Here is a 13838-nt window from a genome sequence, read left to right as displayed (position 1 = left end):
TTTGTACTTCAACAAGCTTAGTATCGTTTAAGGTCTGCTTGTTATGAAAAAGAGATTCGCCTAAAGCGCGTTTCCATAGAATAATAGTATAGAAAATAACCTTACATGAAATTCATCGTATCTAGTTCGTACCTTTTAAAACAGCTACAAGTGCTTGGAGGTATTATAAACAGTAATAACACCCTTCCTATTTTAGATAATTTTCTATTTAATCTCGACGGAAATTCCCTGACGGTGTCCGCTTCAGATTTAGAAACTACCGTGGCTTCTAAACTTGATGTAGAAAGTAGCGAATCTGGGAGTGTTTGTATACCGGCACGTCTGTTATTGGATACCCTAAAAACATTTCCTGAACAGCCACTTACTTTTACCATAGAAGATAACAATACTGTTGAAATTAGCTCTAACCACGGTAAATATGCCCTTGCATACGCTGCTGGTGAAGAATTTCCTACGGCAGTAGAGCTAAAAGACCCTTCAGCTACAAATGTGCAAGGCGATATTTTAGCGACCGCAATTAGCAAAACTATTTTTGCAAGCGGTAATGATGATTTAAGACCTGTAATGAGTGGTGTATTTTTTCAATTTGCAACAGACGGACTTACATTTGTGGCCACAGATGCCCATAAACTGGTAAAATATACCCGCGAAGATGTTTCAGCATCTCAAGCAGCAGAGTTTATCATGCCAAAAAAGCCACTTAACCTTTTAAAGAGTATATTGGCTGGTAGCGAAGAAGAAGTTACTATTGAGTACAACGAAAGCAATGCGAAATTCAGTTTCGAGAATATTGAAATGGTCTGCCGTTTAATTGATGGTAAATACCCAAACTACGAAGCAGTTATTCCAAAAGAGAACCCAAATCGATTGAGTATTGATCGCAATCAGTTTTTAAACAGTGTGCGTCGTGTAAGTATTTTCAGTAATAAAACCACACATCAAATTCGTTTAAAAATTGCAGGTGCCGAACTTAATATTTCAGCAGAAGATATAGATTATAGCAACAAAGCTGAAGAACGTTTAACATGCGATTATCAAGGTGATGACATGCAGATTGGTTTTAACTCTCGTTTTTTAACTGAAATGTTAAACAACCTAACCAGCGACGAGGTTTCATTAGAAATGAGTCTTCCAAATCGTGCGGGTATTTTAACCCCTGTAGATGGTTTAGACGAAGGCGAACAGGTTACCATGCTGGTTATGCCGGTAATGCTGAACAATTAAATAGAGAACTTCTCTCTTACCCCGAGTCTATAAAAGGACAAGGACAGAGAGAAGTTTTTTAGCAATTATTCTCCCAATTTATTTTTAGAATCAACCACAATTCCTCTAATCTTTAGAATTTTTTTAGATTCATTAGCATTAGAGAGCACCGTGATAGATTTTGTAAAAGCCCCCACTTTATTTGTCTTGTACTTCACTCCTATTTCGGCAGTTTGCCCTGGCATAATAGGCCCCTTTGGCTTTGTAGGTACTGTACAACCACAACTTGATTTAATATCGGTAATTACAATTGGAACGCTTCCCACGTTTGTAAACGAAAAAGTTCTAGTCCCATCCGAGTCTTTTTCAATAGTCCCATAATCAATTTCTGTTGCTTCAAATTGAAATTCGCCCTTTGCTGCCACACTTACCCCTTGCGCAGAAGCAACGTTTGCTAAAGGAAATAAAGCCAATACAATTAATACGAGTTGAAATTTTAAAGTAGTTTTCATAATGTTCGTTTTTAAAATGAACACCAAAACTGAACTAAAAAACCCTCAAATCGTAAGAAATGAGGGTTGGGAAAGGTACTAGACCCCGTTCTATTTATTTACTAGATAAACTTTATCGTGCTAAAATACGATGGTGCTTCTCCATTACTTGCTCGCACAGCATTTACAATAGGTACTACCAGAGATACTATACCAACGTAGATTAGCGAGAGTATCCCGAGCCCGAATAAGAAAATCCCAGGTACACTAATTAGTGCTATTAAGAACATGGTAATTTGAAAATTAATAATACTCTTACCGTGTTCGTCCATTCCCACAATTTGGTCTTTTTTTACAAGCCAAAGTATAAGAGGAACTACAAAGCCACCAAAACCGGTGACATACGTTAATAATTGTGACAAATGCGTAAATACCAAAAGGTTGTTATCTACTTGTTTCGCCGCGTGTGTTGTGCTAATGATTTCCATGATTTGATTGATTTAGAGGTTACTTAAAAAGGGTAATAATCCATGAAGCGATTACAAAGGTTACCACTGCTACTCCAACAAACAAGAGTAATCTCATTAACATAGGTTTGTTTGAATGCTCTTCAGTTTCCTTTTTCATGGTTGTGTTTATTTATTTGTAGCAAAAAATAATAAAATGTTACATGGCATTAAACTCAAGCCCAAGAATTTATCGTTACACCCGTGTGCCAACATTGCGAACTAACTGTCTAGTGCGCAGCTGTAATAATTTGTATTTTTGCATATGAAAGCGGTTGTATATTCCGTTTGCACAAATTTTTACATGACACATAACGATACTATTGTAGCCTTAGCCACCCCTTCGGGAGCAGGCGCCATTGCGATAATCCGTCTCTCTGGTGACAATGCAATTATTATTGCTTCAGAAATCTTTACCTCAATTTCAGGCAAGAAACTTTCAGAACAGAAAACACATACCATACACTTAGGACATATAAAAGACGGAACACGTGTGTTGGATGAAGTTTTAATGTCTGTTTTTAAAAATCCTAATAGCTATACCGGCGAAGATGTAGTTGAAATTTCCTGCCATGGTAGTGCTTTTATTCAACAAGAAATAATTCAATTATGTCTTCGGAAAGGTTGCCGAATGGCGCAAGCGGGTGAATTCACACTACGTGCATTCTTAAACGCAAAAATGGATTTAAGTCAAGCCGAAGCGGTAGCCGACTTAATTGCTAGTGATTCTGAAGCGGCCCACCAATTGGCTATACAGCAAATGCGTGGAGGTTTCAGTAATGAAATTAAACAACTTAGAGAAGAGCTTTTAAATTTTGCCTCCCTAATAGAACTCGAGTTAGATTTTGCCGAAGAAGATGTAGAATTTGCCAATAGAGATGAGTTTCAGCAATTAATTACGAGAATTACACAAGTTCTTAAACGTCTTATAGATTCATTTGCAACGGGTAATGTGCTTAAAAATGGAATTCCTGTTGCCATTGTAGGCGAACCTAATGTAGGAAAATCTACTTTACTCAACGCACTTTTAAATGAAGAGCGTGCTATTGTTAGTGATATCGCTGGAACAACACGCGATACTATTGAAGATGAAATCACTATTGGTGGCATTGGCTTTAGATTTATAGATACAGCCGGAATTAGAGAGACAAAAGACACTATTGAAGGTCTCGGCATTAAAAAAACCTTCGAGAAAATGGACGCATCTGAAGTGGTAGTGTATTTGTTTGATGCTATCAACTTTAAAAAATTAAGTTCTCACATACATGTTGAAATTGAAAAAATAAAAAACAAGCACCCATTAAAATCGCTTGTTGTTATTGCTAACAAAGTAGATCAGCTCTCAACTGCGGAAATTTCAGCATTAAAAGATGTAATTCCTGAATTGATTACGATTTCAGCAAAAACTGGCATGGGCGTAGAAGACCTTAAAGCTACCCTACTTAACTTTGTAAACACTGGGGCTTTGCGAAATAATGAAACTATTGTAACAAACACTAGACATTACGACTCACTTTTAAAAGCGTTAGAAGAAATACAAAAAGTACAAGGCGGAATTAATGCTGGTTTAAGCGGTGATCTTTTGGCAATAGATATTAGACAAGCACTGTATCATTTTGGAGAAATTACCGGTGAAATTTCTAATGACGAATTGCTAGGTAATATTTTCGCGAATTTTTGTATCGGCAAATAGAATTAAAACTGTTGTAAAAGACTTGTTCTGACTTTACTTTTTAATTGTTATTAAGTTATTTGCAGCAGCACATTCGTATTTTATTTTTTAGATTTGTCTTACGAAAACAAACATTTGATCAATCAACAATCAATAGCCGTTTTACCATTTGTTAATATGAGTAATGATATTAACAATGAATATTTCTGCGATGGTATAACCGAAGAAATAATTAATGCGCTAACAAAAATTAGTCAACTTAAAGTTATTGCCAGAACCTCGTCTTTCGCCTTTAAAGGAAAAGATATTGATATTAGAAAAATTGGTGAGCAATTAAACGTACATACCATACTTGAAGGAAGTATTAAGAAATCTCAAGATAGAATTAGAATTACCGCACAATTAATTGACATAAAGGACGGCACCCATTATTGGTCTAAAAAATTTGATAGAGAATTAATAGATATTTTTGATTTAGAGGATGAGATCAGCCTTACCATTGCTGATGAAGTTCGAAACAATTTTGGACATTTTGAAATTCAAGACCAATTAATTACACAACCCACGAATAATATTGATGCATATCAAATGTTTTTGAAAGGGCGATCATTACAATTAAAATGGACTCCAGATAGCATAAACCAAGCTATTGTATGTTATGATCAAGCTGTTGCGTTAGACAAAAATTATGCGAAAGCTTATTACGCCAAGTTACAATGCTATGGACTATTAGGAATGTGGGGTTATATGCCTTATGAGGAAGCTATAGGTTTAGCAATAAGTAATTTACTTATAGCCAAAGAGATAGACACCTCCTTGCCAGAATATCCGTTATCATTTGTAGGTAAATTTTTTTGGGAGGAATGGGATTTTAAAAACGCATATATTCATATTAACAAAGTCTTAGAAATTAATCCAAAGCACATTGATGGATTAGAAGCAATGACAGAGTTATTCATTGCACTTGGGTTTTTTGATCACGCCAAAATTTATGCAAACAAACTTTTAGAAGTAGATCCGCTTTCAGCAAATAATCATTACACAATTGCACATATATATTATTATCAACGGCAATACAATAAAGCCTTAGAATGCATCAATTATGCATTGACACTTAATCCTGGGTTAGAGTTAGCCCATCATTTAAAATGTTTTTGTTTAATCAATCTGAACAAAAAACAACAGTTCAGTAAATTTATTGATAAGTCATCATTAATTGAAGAGAAAAATCTACTATTCAACCTTGTCAATAACGAAGGAGTTGAGGTTCCAAATCACCTTATTAAAAAATGGTCTGAAATTTCAAAAAATGAGGCCATGCTAGTCCCCTATGATCTATTTATTTTAAGTAACTCAAACCACAAAAAGCTCGCGTTTTCTAGTTTAAGCGAAATGGTGAAACATAGGCGTGGTCAAGTCATAAACTATAGACAAGAACCTTTTTTACAGCCACTGCACAATATGCAAGGTTTTAAAGACCTACACCATTCTAGTTTACAACTTTCTGAGGTTAAATTATCACAAGAAAATACAGAAAAAACCACTTCTGCTATTTTAAACGAAATTCAAATAGAAACATTAAAAGACGAATTGCTATTATATTTTAAAGAAGAAGAACCATTTCTTAATCCGCAATTAAATCTAAAACTAGTTGCAGAAATTTTAGAATCAAACACCAATAAAATATCGTACTTAATCAATAAAGCATTTTCTCTTAATTTCAATGACTTTGTTAATTCTTACCGCTTAGATTACTTCAAAACCATAGCAGTAGACCCAAAAAATTCACATTTAACAATTTTAGGGTTAGCCTATGATAGCGGTTTTAATTCTAAAAGTGTATTCAATACCTATTTTAAAAAAATAGAAAACGTTACTCCTAGAGCTTGGATGAAAGCCAATATGTAATACATCTTTACTAGTTTGTTTCAGATTATAATTTAGTACGATTGCCAAAGTAATCTGCAGAATCTTTGCATCATAATTAATAATCAAAAAACAAACAATTATGTATGTATCAATTCTAAGATTTAAAAACTATTTAGCAAAAAATCAAAAAATCAAAACAAACCTCTTCCTATTGTCGCTCTGTCTTACTTTAACAAGCTTAATGTCTTGTTCAAATGACGATGATATTTATACACCATCCACCAATGACACAACCGTGGAAAGTTTACTAACCGAAATTGATTTTAGTGGCTTTGCTATTGTAACAAAAAATGGACAAGATGTAGTGCGACAAGGTTTTGGATTAGCCAATCAAAACACTGGATTGCCACAAGATTACAACCTTGCCTATCGCATAGGTTCGGTAACTAAAACATTAACGGCAGCGGCTATTGTACAACTAAAACGCGATGGCTTAATAAACAGTTACAGTCAAACTTTAAGTGAATTTAATCAAGAGTTTCCAAACGGAAATGAGATTACAATTCAACACCTATTGTCACATCAATCAGGAATTCCAGAATATCAATTCATAGCAGAGCAAGCATTCGACTCAGGGATGGAGTTAGATGAATCTGACTTGTATGAGGTTATTACGGACTTAATATCTGATAATGGTCTCAACTTCATACCAGGTTCAGACAAGCAATACTGTAACTCAAACTATTTAATTGCAGCATTACTCATAGAACAATTGTCGGGAATGACATACCATGACTATATTCAGCAGAAAATTTTTAATCCGTTAGGCATGTCTAATTCTTACAGAGGCACAAATACTATCGACCTAAACACGCACGCGCAAGGCTATTTAGACGGGAATGTAAATAGTACGTATCCAATGGCAATAACATTTGGCGCTGGTGACTTCAGTAGCACCCCAGAAGACTTGGAAACATGGACTAACGCTATAAGTACTAATTGGTTCACCCAAGCTGAAAAAGAAGAAATTTTTGCTAAAAATGTGCCTAGTGGATTTGTGGATTTCGGTTTAGGTTGGTTTACTACACAAGAAGGAAGCAACACAATGTATTGGCATGGTGGCGATATAAATGGTTATTGGAGTATGATTGGATTTATACCAGAATATGATGCAACAATAGTACTTCTAAGCAATCAGCAAGACAATACAGGCACACAACGTAATACCATTATTCAACAATTATTGACAAACGAATTTAATTAATCTGGTCTATTAATTCTCGAATAATGAAAAACACTAATATACTATTAGCTGGTTCTACAGGTTATTTAGGTAGTTACTTATTGAAGGTGCTAATTGAGAAACAGAATCAGGTCATCGCCATTGCTCGTAATCCAAATAAAGTAGAACATAGGAATGAAGATTATTTGGAGGTAAAACAAGCCGAAGTTACAAATCCAGAAACCTTGCGGGACATTTGCAAAGGGATTAACATCGTAATTTCTACTGTAGGTATTACAAGACAAAAAGATGGTTTAACCTATATGGATGTAGACTATCAAGCCAATATGAACTTGTTGAAAGAAGCTGTAAAAAGCGAAGTGCAACATTTTGTATATGTATCTGCAATTAACGGAAATTTCCACCGAAACCTTAAAATTTTCGAAGCAAAAGAAAAATTTGTTGATGCGTTAAAATCTTCTGGGGTAGCGTATACCATAATAAGACCTAACGGCTTTTTCTCAGATATGAAAGATTTTTTGCGAATGGCAAACTCTGGTCGTGTCTATTTATTTGGATCAGGCAATCAAAAATTTAACCCTATCCACGGTGAAGATTTGGCAAGAGCTATTGTAGACATGCTAGATGAGAATACTAATGAAATAACTATTGGAGGCCCCGATGTTTTAAGTCTTAATGATATTAGTAAACTCGCATTAAGTGCCCTAAACAAACCCATCAAGATTGTTCATATGCCAGATTTTTTAAGAAGGATAACTATATGGGGTTTAAGAATTTTTACAAGTGCGAAAACCTATGGGCCAATTGAGTTTTTCTTAACGCTTATGGCTGAAGACAATATTGCTCCGCCGTTTGGAAATAGACATTTATCGGACTATTATAATCAAGAGGCCAAGAATTTTATATAGTCTGAAAAAAAGTACAGTCATCTCGCATCAACATCTTCAGAAATAGGCTTAGCACTAAAATGTTAAGCCTGTTTTTTATTCGGCTACAAATAGAGACTTTAAGAACAAAATAGTGGTCTTGCATACTATTAAAAGTATCTAAATCAAAAAGGATTGAAATCATAATTCAGGACGATGAGCCTTAACTTCTAACGTTTCTTTGCATCATAAAATTAATTCTAACTAAAAATCAAATAAGCAATTACACATTAAAATGAAAAAACAATTAATCACCTGTTTTGAAACATTAAGCTTTTATAAGCACCTTAATTTTAAATTATTAAACATTAAAAAAACAAGAAATATGCAATCAATCAAAAATCAATCAATCGTAAAAATGGCATTCATTGCCTTTATGTTCATGTCAACAGTGGCATTTGCACAGAAAAACTTAAATACAGAAACTTCTAGAACTCGGGAGGGTTTTATTTTTGAATTCGCCGTTGGTGGAGGTATTATTAGCGTTGAAGATAGCGAGGGAGTTCAAACTTTTAACGAAGCACAAGGAGCTATGAGTTTTCCAGAATTAAAATTTGGTTACATGATACATGACAAATTAGCTGTCACTGCATCCTTGCCGGGTAATATTTACGAATTTAAAGACAACGACAGACATTTTGGAGCGTTTATTCCATCGGTACAATATTGGGTGAAAGACCGTTGGTGGGTTCATGGAGGATTTGGATTAGCAATAGATTCTCCCGCACTTTACGATTTCGAAGATGGTGTTAACGATGACTGGAATTTTGGATGTGCTGTGATGGCTAGTTCTGGATATGAAGTTTATAAAAGAAAAAACTTCGCGCTTAATGTGCAGTCTAAAATAATGCTGGGACGCGCCTATTTAGAAGGTGATGCTTATAGAGATGCCTTAACCTTTAATGTAGGGGTAGGATTTAGTTGGTTATAAATTTAATTGATAATAAAACCATGACGCTCAAACAAGCCTATGCGACTATCATTTATTAATACAATGAGCTCATCTAAATAAGAAACTATGTTTAAAAAATACCGCATACTAAAATGGATACTAACAATTCTAGTCACTTTCATCGCCGTCATTATAATGTTAGGCATATATATGGTAAGCTTATTACCAGAGGAAGATGCTACATTAGTTACTAGCGAAGCAAAAGATATTTCCTATATTACAAATGATATACCCCCGTATAGAGGAAAAATACTTGCCGTGGTAACTAGCACAGATACTATGGGAACAAGCACCAAGAGTACAGGTTATGAACTTACTGAGTTAGCTAGAGCCTATTATGTTTTCAAGGCTAATGGTTTTGAAGTAGATATTGCTAGTCCCTTAGGTGGCCTACCCCCTGTCGTTGTAGACGATGATGATATGGGAGAATTCGACTATGCATTTTTGAATGATGATGTTCCCCAAAACAAATTAAAGAATAGCTTGCCCTTAAAGGACGTAGATACTCAAGCATATGAAGCTATTTATTTTGTTGGAGGAAAAGGCGCCATGTTCGATTTTCCAGATAATAAATACTTGCAAGAGATAATTCGAGATTTTCATTACAACAACAAAGTTATTGGAGCTGTATGTCATGGCCCTGCAGCTTTCGTAAATGTAAAACTGAATAACGGTGATTGGTTCTTGAAAAATAAAAAAGTAAGTAGTTTTACCAATAAAGAAGAGCTATTGTTAATACCAAATGCAACCACTATTTTTCCTTTCTTACTGCAAGACAAATTAATTGAACAAGGTGGAGAGTTTCAAGAAGGAATAATGTATTTGGAAAAAATGAGTCGTGACGAAAATTTAATAACTGGTCAAAACCCATGGTCTGTTTGGGTGTTAGCAGAGGCTATGGTACAACAAATGGGCTATACACCAAAACCCAGGCTAATTACTGCCGAAGAAAACGCGGTTAAAGTATTAGAAGTTTACGAAACGAAAGGATTAGATAATTCTAAAGCAGTAATTAACAAAATGATTCTAGAAAATAATCAATCTGTTTCAAGATCATTATTAGTAAATCATAGTATTGTAGCAGCAATACAAGGAGACCTAACTAGATTTCGCAACATGCTACAATTGGCTGCTTATGTAAAGGGAAAAACAAATAATTAGTAACACAGTATAAAGAACCCTGAAACATTTGTAAGAATTTAAAGAACTAATAGAGAACAATAAACATTTACACATGAAAAACAATGTTATTCTAAGCTTATTGCTCCTTTTTTCACTATTCTGTAATGGTCAACAAACGATTACTACAGAAGTTGAGAAGTTATTGAAAGCAGAACTAGCTAAAGAACCAATAAAAAGTGCTATCATACACGTCTATTCTGAATCAAAAAATATTAATTTTCAGTTTGCTGAAGATGCACTACGTTCAGAAAACTCTGTAACTACTAACAGTCCTTTCTATACAGCGAGTATTACTAAAATGCTAACAGCCACATCTATCGGAATTTTAAAAGATAGAAAAATGCTGAATTTTAATGATAAAATAGCTCTTTATTTATCAGAAGCGATTATTAATAATCTGCACGTATTAAATGGCAAAACGTATTCGAAAGACATCACGATTGCTCAATTATTACAGCATACTTCTGGACTGCCAGACTATTTCACAGGTGAAACAATTGATGGAAGCCCTAACATTATTAATCAATTGTTAATTGATAAAGAAAAATTATGGTCACCACAAGAAATGATTCAGTTTACCAAGGAACATATGAAACCAAATTTTGTGCCTGGACAGGGGTATAATTATACCGATACAGAATACGTTCTTTTGGCTTTAATAATTGAAAAAGTAAGTGGCCTTTCGTTAGATCAGTTCTTCCAACAGTACATTTTTGATCCCTTAGGCATGAAAAATTCATATATGAACTTGAAATCATCATCGCAACAGAAAGAACACAAATTAGCAGAGTTTTATGTTGGCGATATTGAGTTATCAACGTTAAACAGCCTAAGCGCCGATTGGGGAGGCGGAGGATTAGTTGCTACAACCCAAGATCTAATTAGCTTTTTAAAAGGGTTCAATAAAGGTTTGATCCTAACAAATGAAACCCGATTAGAAATGCAGAATTGGATGTATGAAACTGTAGGCATGGAATACGGCTATGGATTAAGAAAAGTATCCATAAAAGACTTAATGAATATAGATACTCCCCTTCAACTTATTGGACATACCGGGAGTACAGCATCGTTTTTATGGTATTGTCCACAACTAGACACCTATGTTACTGGCACTTTAAACCAATTAGAAGCGTCAAAAAGTTCTCTAATTTTGGTATACAACATCCTTAAACAATTAGAAAACAAATAGCTATATGAACTCATTTCAAACGGTACTTGTATGTTTTATTTTCGCTTTGGCTTCAACTTTTAATATGGTGTTTTCACAAACACCAACCAAAAATAATTGGAAAGAAGATCTTGAAATTTATAAAACCTCTTTAGAAAATAAACATATTAATCTGTACCATACGGTATCAAAAGAAGCGTTTAATAAGGAATGGGATAAAATTTATGAGGGCCTAGACACCCAAAGCGATTTTGATATTACACTTAAATTAATGCGATTAACAAGGCGCATAAATGATGGACATACAGCCGTATCATTGAGAAACATTTCTACCCATCGTTTTCCAATCGAAATTAAATTAATTGAAGGGAAATGGTATGTTACAAAAGCATTAAAAAGCGATAAACAAATCCTTACAACCACATTGGAATCTATAAACGGAACTCCAATTAATAAGGTTGCACAAAAAGTGTCAGAAATAGCGCAGTTTGTTGAAAACCAAAATTCTTTAAACGAAAGAACTGGAAGCTACTTAACCAATGCAGAAGTGCTTTACTATCTAAATTTAATCAACAAAACGAATGAAGCTACGTTTAGTTTTCGAACTAATACTAATGAAATCATACATAAAAATTTAGGTGCAATTTCTAATAAAATGTGGGAAGAAACTGATATTTCAAAACTGGTTTTAAGTGTTCCTCAAATAGAGATACCCAAAAATGAAAATCGCGATATATGGTTCGCTCCTATTTCAGGTACAAAAGCAATATATGTCAATTTTGAGGCATATCCCTCATTTGAAAAAATGAGTGCTTTTGGAGAACAATTGGTCTCTTATATTCAAGAAAAACAACTAAAGCAATTAATTATAGATATGCGAAAGAATGGTGGTGGCGATTTATATGTGGGAATTGTTTTAGCCCATGCACTTAATCTTGCCGATACCATAGATTGGGAAAATGGAGTGTTTGTTTTAACAAGTAATACAACGTTTTCTGCCGCAACTAGTAATGCAGCGCTTTTTAAACAATTGTTAAATGCAACTATTGTTGGGCAGCCCACGGGCTCCAATCCGAATGGTTATCAGGATATGGACAGCTTTACGCTACCAAACTCCAACCTTGTCATTACCTATTCCAAACGGCTTTTTCGTATATCACAACAAGCAAATACCGCCCTTCAGCCTGATATTACATTACATCAAAAAACAGATGATTTGTTTAAGGAGACTGATACATTATTGAAAGAATTAATAGGTAGACTCTAAAGAGCGCGAAAATATCACTCTTTCTATGAAATTAAGTAGCGCATAAAATATTTACTTAGCAATCCAAAAGCTAAAGCAACATCCATTACCAACCTCACTGGTTACCTCAATATCCCCTCCTAAACTCTGACAAATCTTTTTTACCATAGATAAGCCAATACCGTGTCCTTTATTTCCTTTCTTATCGGTAGCATCTAAGGTTTCATAGAGATTAAAAATTAGGTGCAATTTCTCTGGAGCAATACCCTTACCATTATCGGTTACAGAAAAATTGTAAAACACTTCGTCTTCATAACAATCTACCTTAATTTCAGTATTCGTTTTGTCGTTGTATTTTATGGCATTGGTAAATAGGTTCAGTAAAACTTGCTCGACAGCTGCTTTATTCGCGTGAAGAATAAGGTTCTCTTCAGGGAGTAAAATAGTACATAACTCATTCACATGAAGGATTTCAATAATTTCTTCCAACAATTCAAAAATATCGAAGGTAGTTTTAGATTCTTTTACGAGTCCGTCGCTTTCGTAATACTTTAAAATATTGCTTATGTAATCGCTTAAAGTTAGCGAGCTCGTTTTTAGGTACTCTAAATAATTAATACCATCTGTATCTAAAATGGAGCTGTATTTCTTTTTCAGTATATCGCTGGTAATAATAAGATTGGCTAAAGGCATTTTCATATCATGCGAAATAACTCCAGCAAACTCCTTAAGACGCTCATGCTGCTCTACCAACTCTTTTTGCTGTGCCTTTGCCTTATTATTGAGCATTCTTAGCTCAATAAGTTTTTCAATTTGTTTTCCAAGATTCTTTAGTAATTCCTGTTCCTCATCAGACAAGACTCTTGGTTTGTAATCTAAAATACACAAAGTGCCAATTGCGTACTTGCCCTCAATAATAATGGGAACGCCCGTATAGAATTTCACAGCATTATCTTTTGCTGTAACTAACGGATTATTGGCAAATAGCGGATCTTCATCTGCGTTTTCAACCACAAATAAATCCTTTTGCTGAATGGCATGAGAACAAAATGAAATATCACGAGGTGTCTCACACATATCAACTCCTACCCTAGACTTAAACCATTGCCGGTGATCATCTACAATACTAAATAAAGACACCGGGGCGCTAAGATATTTAGACGCCATTTGAGTGAGCATATCGAATTCATCTTCCGGTAACGTATCAAATAATTTTAACGAATTTAAAAAATCAATCCGCTCACGTTCAGAAATTGCTGTAGTACTAGTGTTAGTCATCTCCGTAAAGATAATATATTTATAATTTCATAGGAGTTTTTAGTGCATATGATGGTAATAACGTTACTTTTTTAACAGATTTTATTAATCGTACAACCTATA

At 34.4% G+C, this 13838-nt stretch carries 12 protein-coding genes; 9 read left to right on the top strand and 3 right to left on the bottom strand.

Annotated features, from left to right (window positions below):
* Nucleotides 1–105 precede the first annotated feature (105 nt).
* Nucleotides 106–1224 (top strand): DNA polymerase III subunit beta, encoded by a 1119-nt coding sequence (gene dnaN, locus G5B37_RS01555; protein WP_164678305.1) that lies wholly within the window; start codon nucleotides 106–108, stop codon nucleotides 1222–1224.
* 65 nt (nucleotides 1225–1289) lie between these two features.
* On the opposite strand, the gene G5B37_RS01550 is transcribed toward dnaN, so the two are convergent.
* Both G5B37_RS01550 and G5B37_RS01545 read right to left on the bottom strand, forming a co-directional pair.
* Complete coding sequence (locus tag G5B37_RS01550; protein WP_164678304.1) at nucleotides 1290–1715, bottom strand: DUF1573 domain-containing protein; 426 nt, start codon at nucleotides 1713–1715, stop codon at nucleotides 1290–1292.
* Between the two features lie 101 nt (nucleotides 1716–1816).
* Nucleotides 1817–2182, bottom strand: coding sequence for a DUF4870 domain-containing protein (locus G5B37_RS01545; RefSeq protein ID WP_164678303.1), 366 nt, complete (start codon nucleotides 2180–2182; stop codon nucleotides 1817–1819).
* Between the two features lie 322 nt (nucleotides 2183–2504).
* Here G5B37_RS01545 and mnmE point away from each other — a divergent pair, with 322 nt between their 5' ends.
* From mnmE to G5B37_RS01505, 8 genes are all read left to right on the top strand, one after another.
* Complete coding sequence (gene mnmE, locus G5B37_RS01540) at nucleotides 2505–3893, top strand: tRNA uridine-5-carboxymethylaminomethyl(34) synthesis GTPase MnmE (RefSeq protein ID WP_164678302.1); 1389 nt, start codon at nucleotides 2505–2507, stop codon at nucleotides 3891–3893.
* 93 nt (nucleotides 3894–3986) lie between these two features.
* Nucleotides 3987–5780 carry a tetratricopeptide repeat protein gene (locus G5B37_RS01535; RefSeq protein WP_263649824.1) on the top strand — a complete coding sequence of 598 codons (1794 nt, stop codon included), beginning with the start codon at nucleotides 3987–3989 and terminating at the stop codon, nucleotides 5778–5780.
* A gap of 202 nt (nucleotides 5781–5982) precedes the next feature.
* Nucleotides 5983–7005 (top strand): serine hydrolase domain-containing protein, encoded by a 1023-nt coding sequence (locus G5B37_RS01530; protein ID WP_164678301.1) that lies wholly within the window; start codon nucleotides 5983–5985, stop codon nucleotides 7003–7005.
* 23 nt (nucleotides 7006–7028) lie between these two features.
* Entirely contained in the window at nucleotides 7029–7892 is an 864-nt protein-coding gene (locus tag G5B37_RS01525) for an SDR family oxidoreductase (RefSeq protein WP_164678300.1), read from the top strand.
* A gap of 343 nt (nucleotides 7893–8235) precedes the next feature.
* Entirely contained in the window at nucleotides 8236–8841 is a 606-nt protein-coding gene (locus G5B37_RS01520) for a hypothetical protein (RefSeq protein ID WP_164678299.1), read from the top strand.
* A 171-nt stretch (nucleotides 8842–9012) separates the two neighbouring features.
* Nucleotides 9013–10023, top strand: a complete 1011-nt coding sequence (locus G5B37_RS01515) for a type 1 glutamine amidotransferase domain-containing protein (RefSeq protein WP_263649823.1) — start codon at nucleotides 9013–9015, stop codon at nucleotides 10021–10023.
* Nucleotides 10024–10096: 73 nt separating this feature from the next.
* Nucleotides 10097–11233, top strand: coding sequence for a serine hydrolase domain-containing protein (locus G5B37_RS01510; RefSeq protein WP_164678297.1), 1137 nt, complete (start codon nucleotides 10097–10099; stop codon nucleotides 11231–11233).
* A gap of 4 nt (nucleotides 11234–11237) precedes the next feature.
* Nucleotides 11238–12479 carry a S41 family peptidase gene (locus G5B37_RS01505; RefSeq protein ID WP_164678296.1) on the top strand — a complete coding sequence of 414 codons (1242 nt, stop codon included), beginning with the start codon at nucleotides 11238–11240 and terminating at the stop codon, nucleotides 12477–12479.
* Between the two features lie 51 nt (nucleotides 12480–12530).
* Here the strand turns inward: G5B37_RS01505 and G5B37_RS01500 are convergent, their stop codons facing one another.
* Nucleotides 12531–13736 (bottom strand): sensor histidine kinase, encoded by a 1206-nt coding sequence (locus tag G5B37_RS01500; protein WP_164678295.1) that lies wholly within the window; start codon nucleotides 13734–13736, stop codon nucleotides 12531–12533.
* Nucleotides 13737–13838: the final 102 nt, after the last annotated feature.

The organism is Rasiella rasia, assembly GCF_011044175.1.
GTDB lineage: Bacteria > Bacteroidota > Bacteroidia > Flavobacteriales > Flavobacteriaceae > Marinirhabdus > Marinirhabdus rasia.
The sequence above is the reverse complement of the archived record's forward strand: the minus strand, read 5'-3'. Positions and strand labels throughout refer to the sequence as shown.

Excerpts from the sequence above, each read along its gene's own strand:
- G5B37_RS01510 (WP_164678297.1), top strand. The coding sequence starts at position 10,097 with ATGAAAAACAATGTTATTCTAAGCTTATTGCTCCTTTTTTCACTATTC.
- dnaN (WP_164678305.1), top strand. The coding sequence starts at position 106 with ATGAAATTCATCGTATCTAGTTCGTACCTTTTAAAACAGCTACAAGTG.
- mnmE (WP_164678302.1), top strand. The coding sequence starts at position 2,505 with ATGACACATAACGATACTATTGTAGCCTTAGCCACCCCTTCGGGAGCA.
- G5B37_RS01515 (WP_263649823.1), top strand. The coding sequence starts at position 9,013 with ATGGTAAGCTTATTACCAGAGGAAGATGCTACATTAGTTACTAGCGAA.
- G5B37_RS01505 (WP_164678296.1), top strand. The coding sequence starts at position 11,238 with ATGAACTCATTTCAAACGGTACTTGTATGTTTTATTTTCGCTTTGGCT.
- G5B37_RS01500 (WP_164678295.1), bottom strand. The coding sequence starts at position 13,736 with ATGACTAACACTAGTACTACAGCAATTTCTGAACGTGAGCGGATTGAT.
- G5B37_RS01530 (WP_164678301.1), top strand. The coding sequence starts at position 5,983 with ATGTCTTGTTCAAATGACGATGATATTTATACACCATCCACCAATGAC.
- G5B37_RS01550 (WP_164678304.1), bottom strand. The coding sequence starts at position 1,715 with ATGAAAACTACTTTAAAATTTCAACTCGTATTAATTGTATTGGCTTTA.
- G5B37_RS01545 (WP_164678303.1), bottom strand. The coding sequence starts at position 2,182 with ATGGAAATCATTAGCACAACACACGCGGCGAAACAAGTAGATAACAAC.
- G5B37_RS01525 (WP_164678300.1), top strand. The coding sequence starts at position 7,029 with ATGAAAAACACTAATATACTATTAGCTGGTTCTACAGGTTATTTAGGT.
- G5B37_RS01520 (WP_164678299.1), top strand. The coding sequence starts at position 8,236 with ATGCAATCAATCAAAAATCAATCAATCGTAAAAATGGCATTCATTGCC.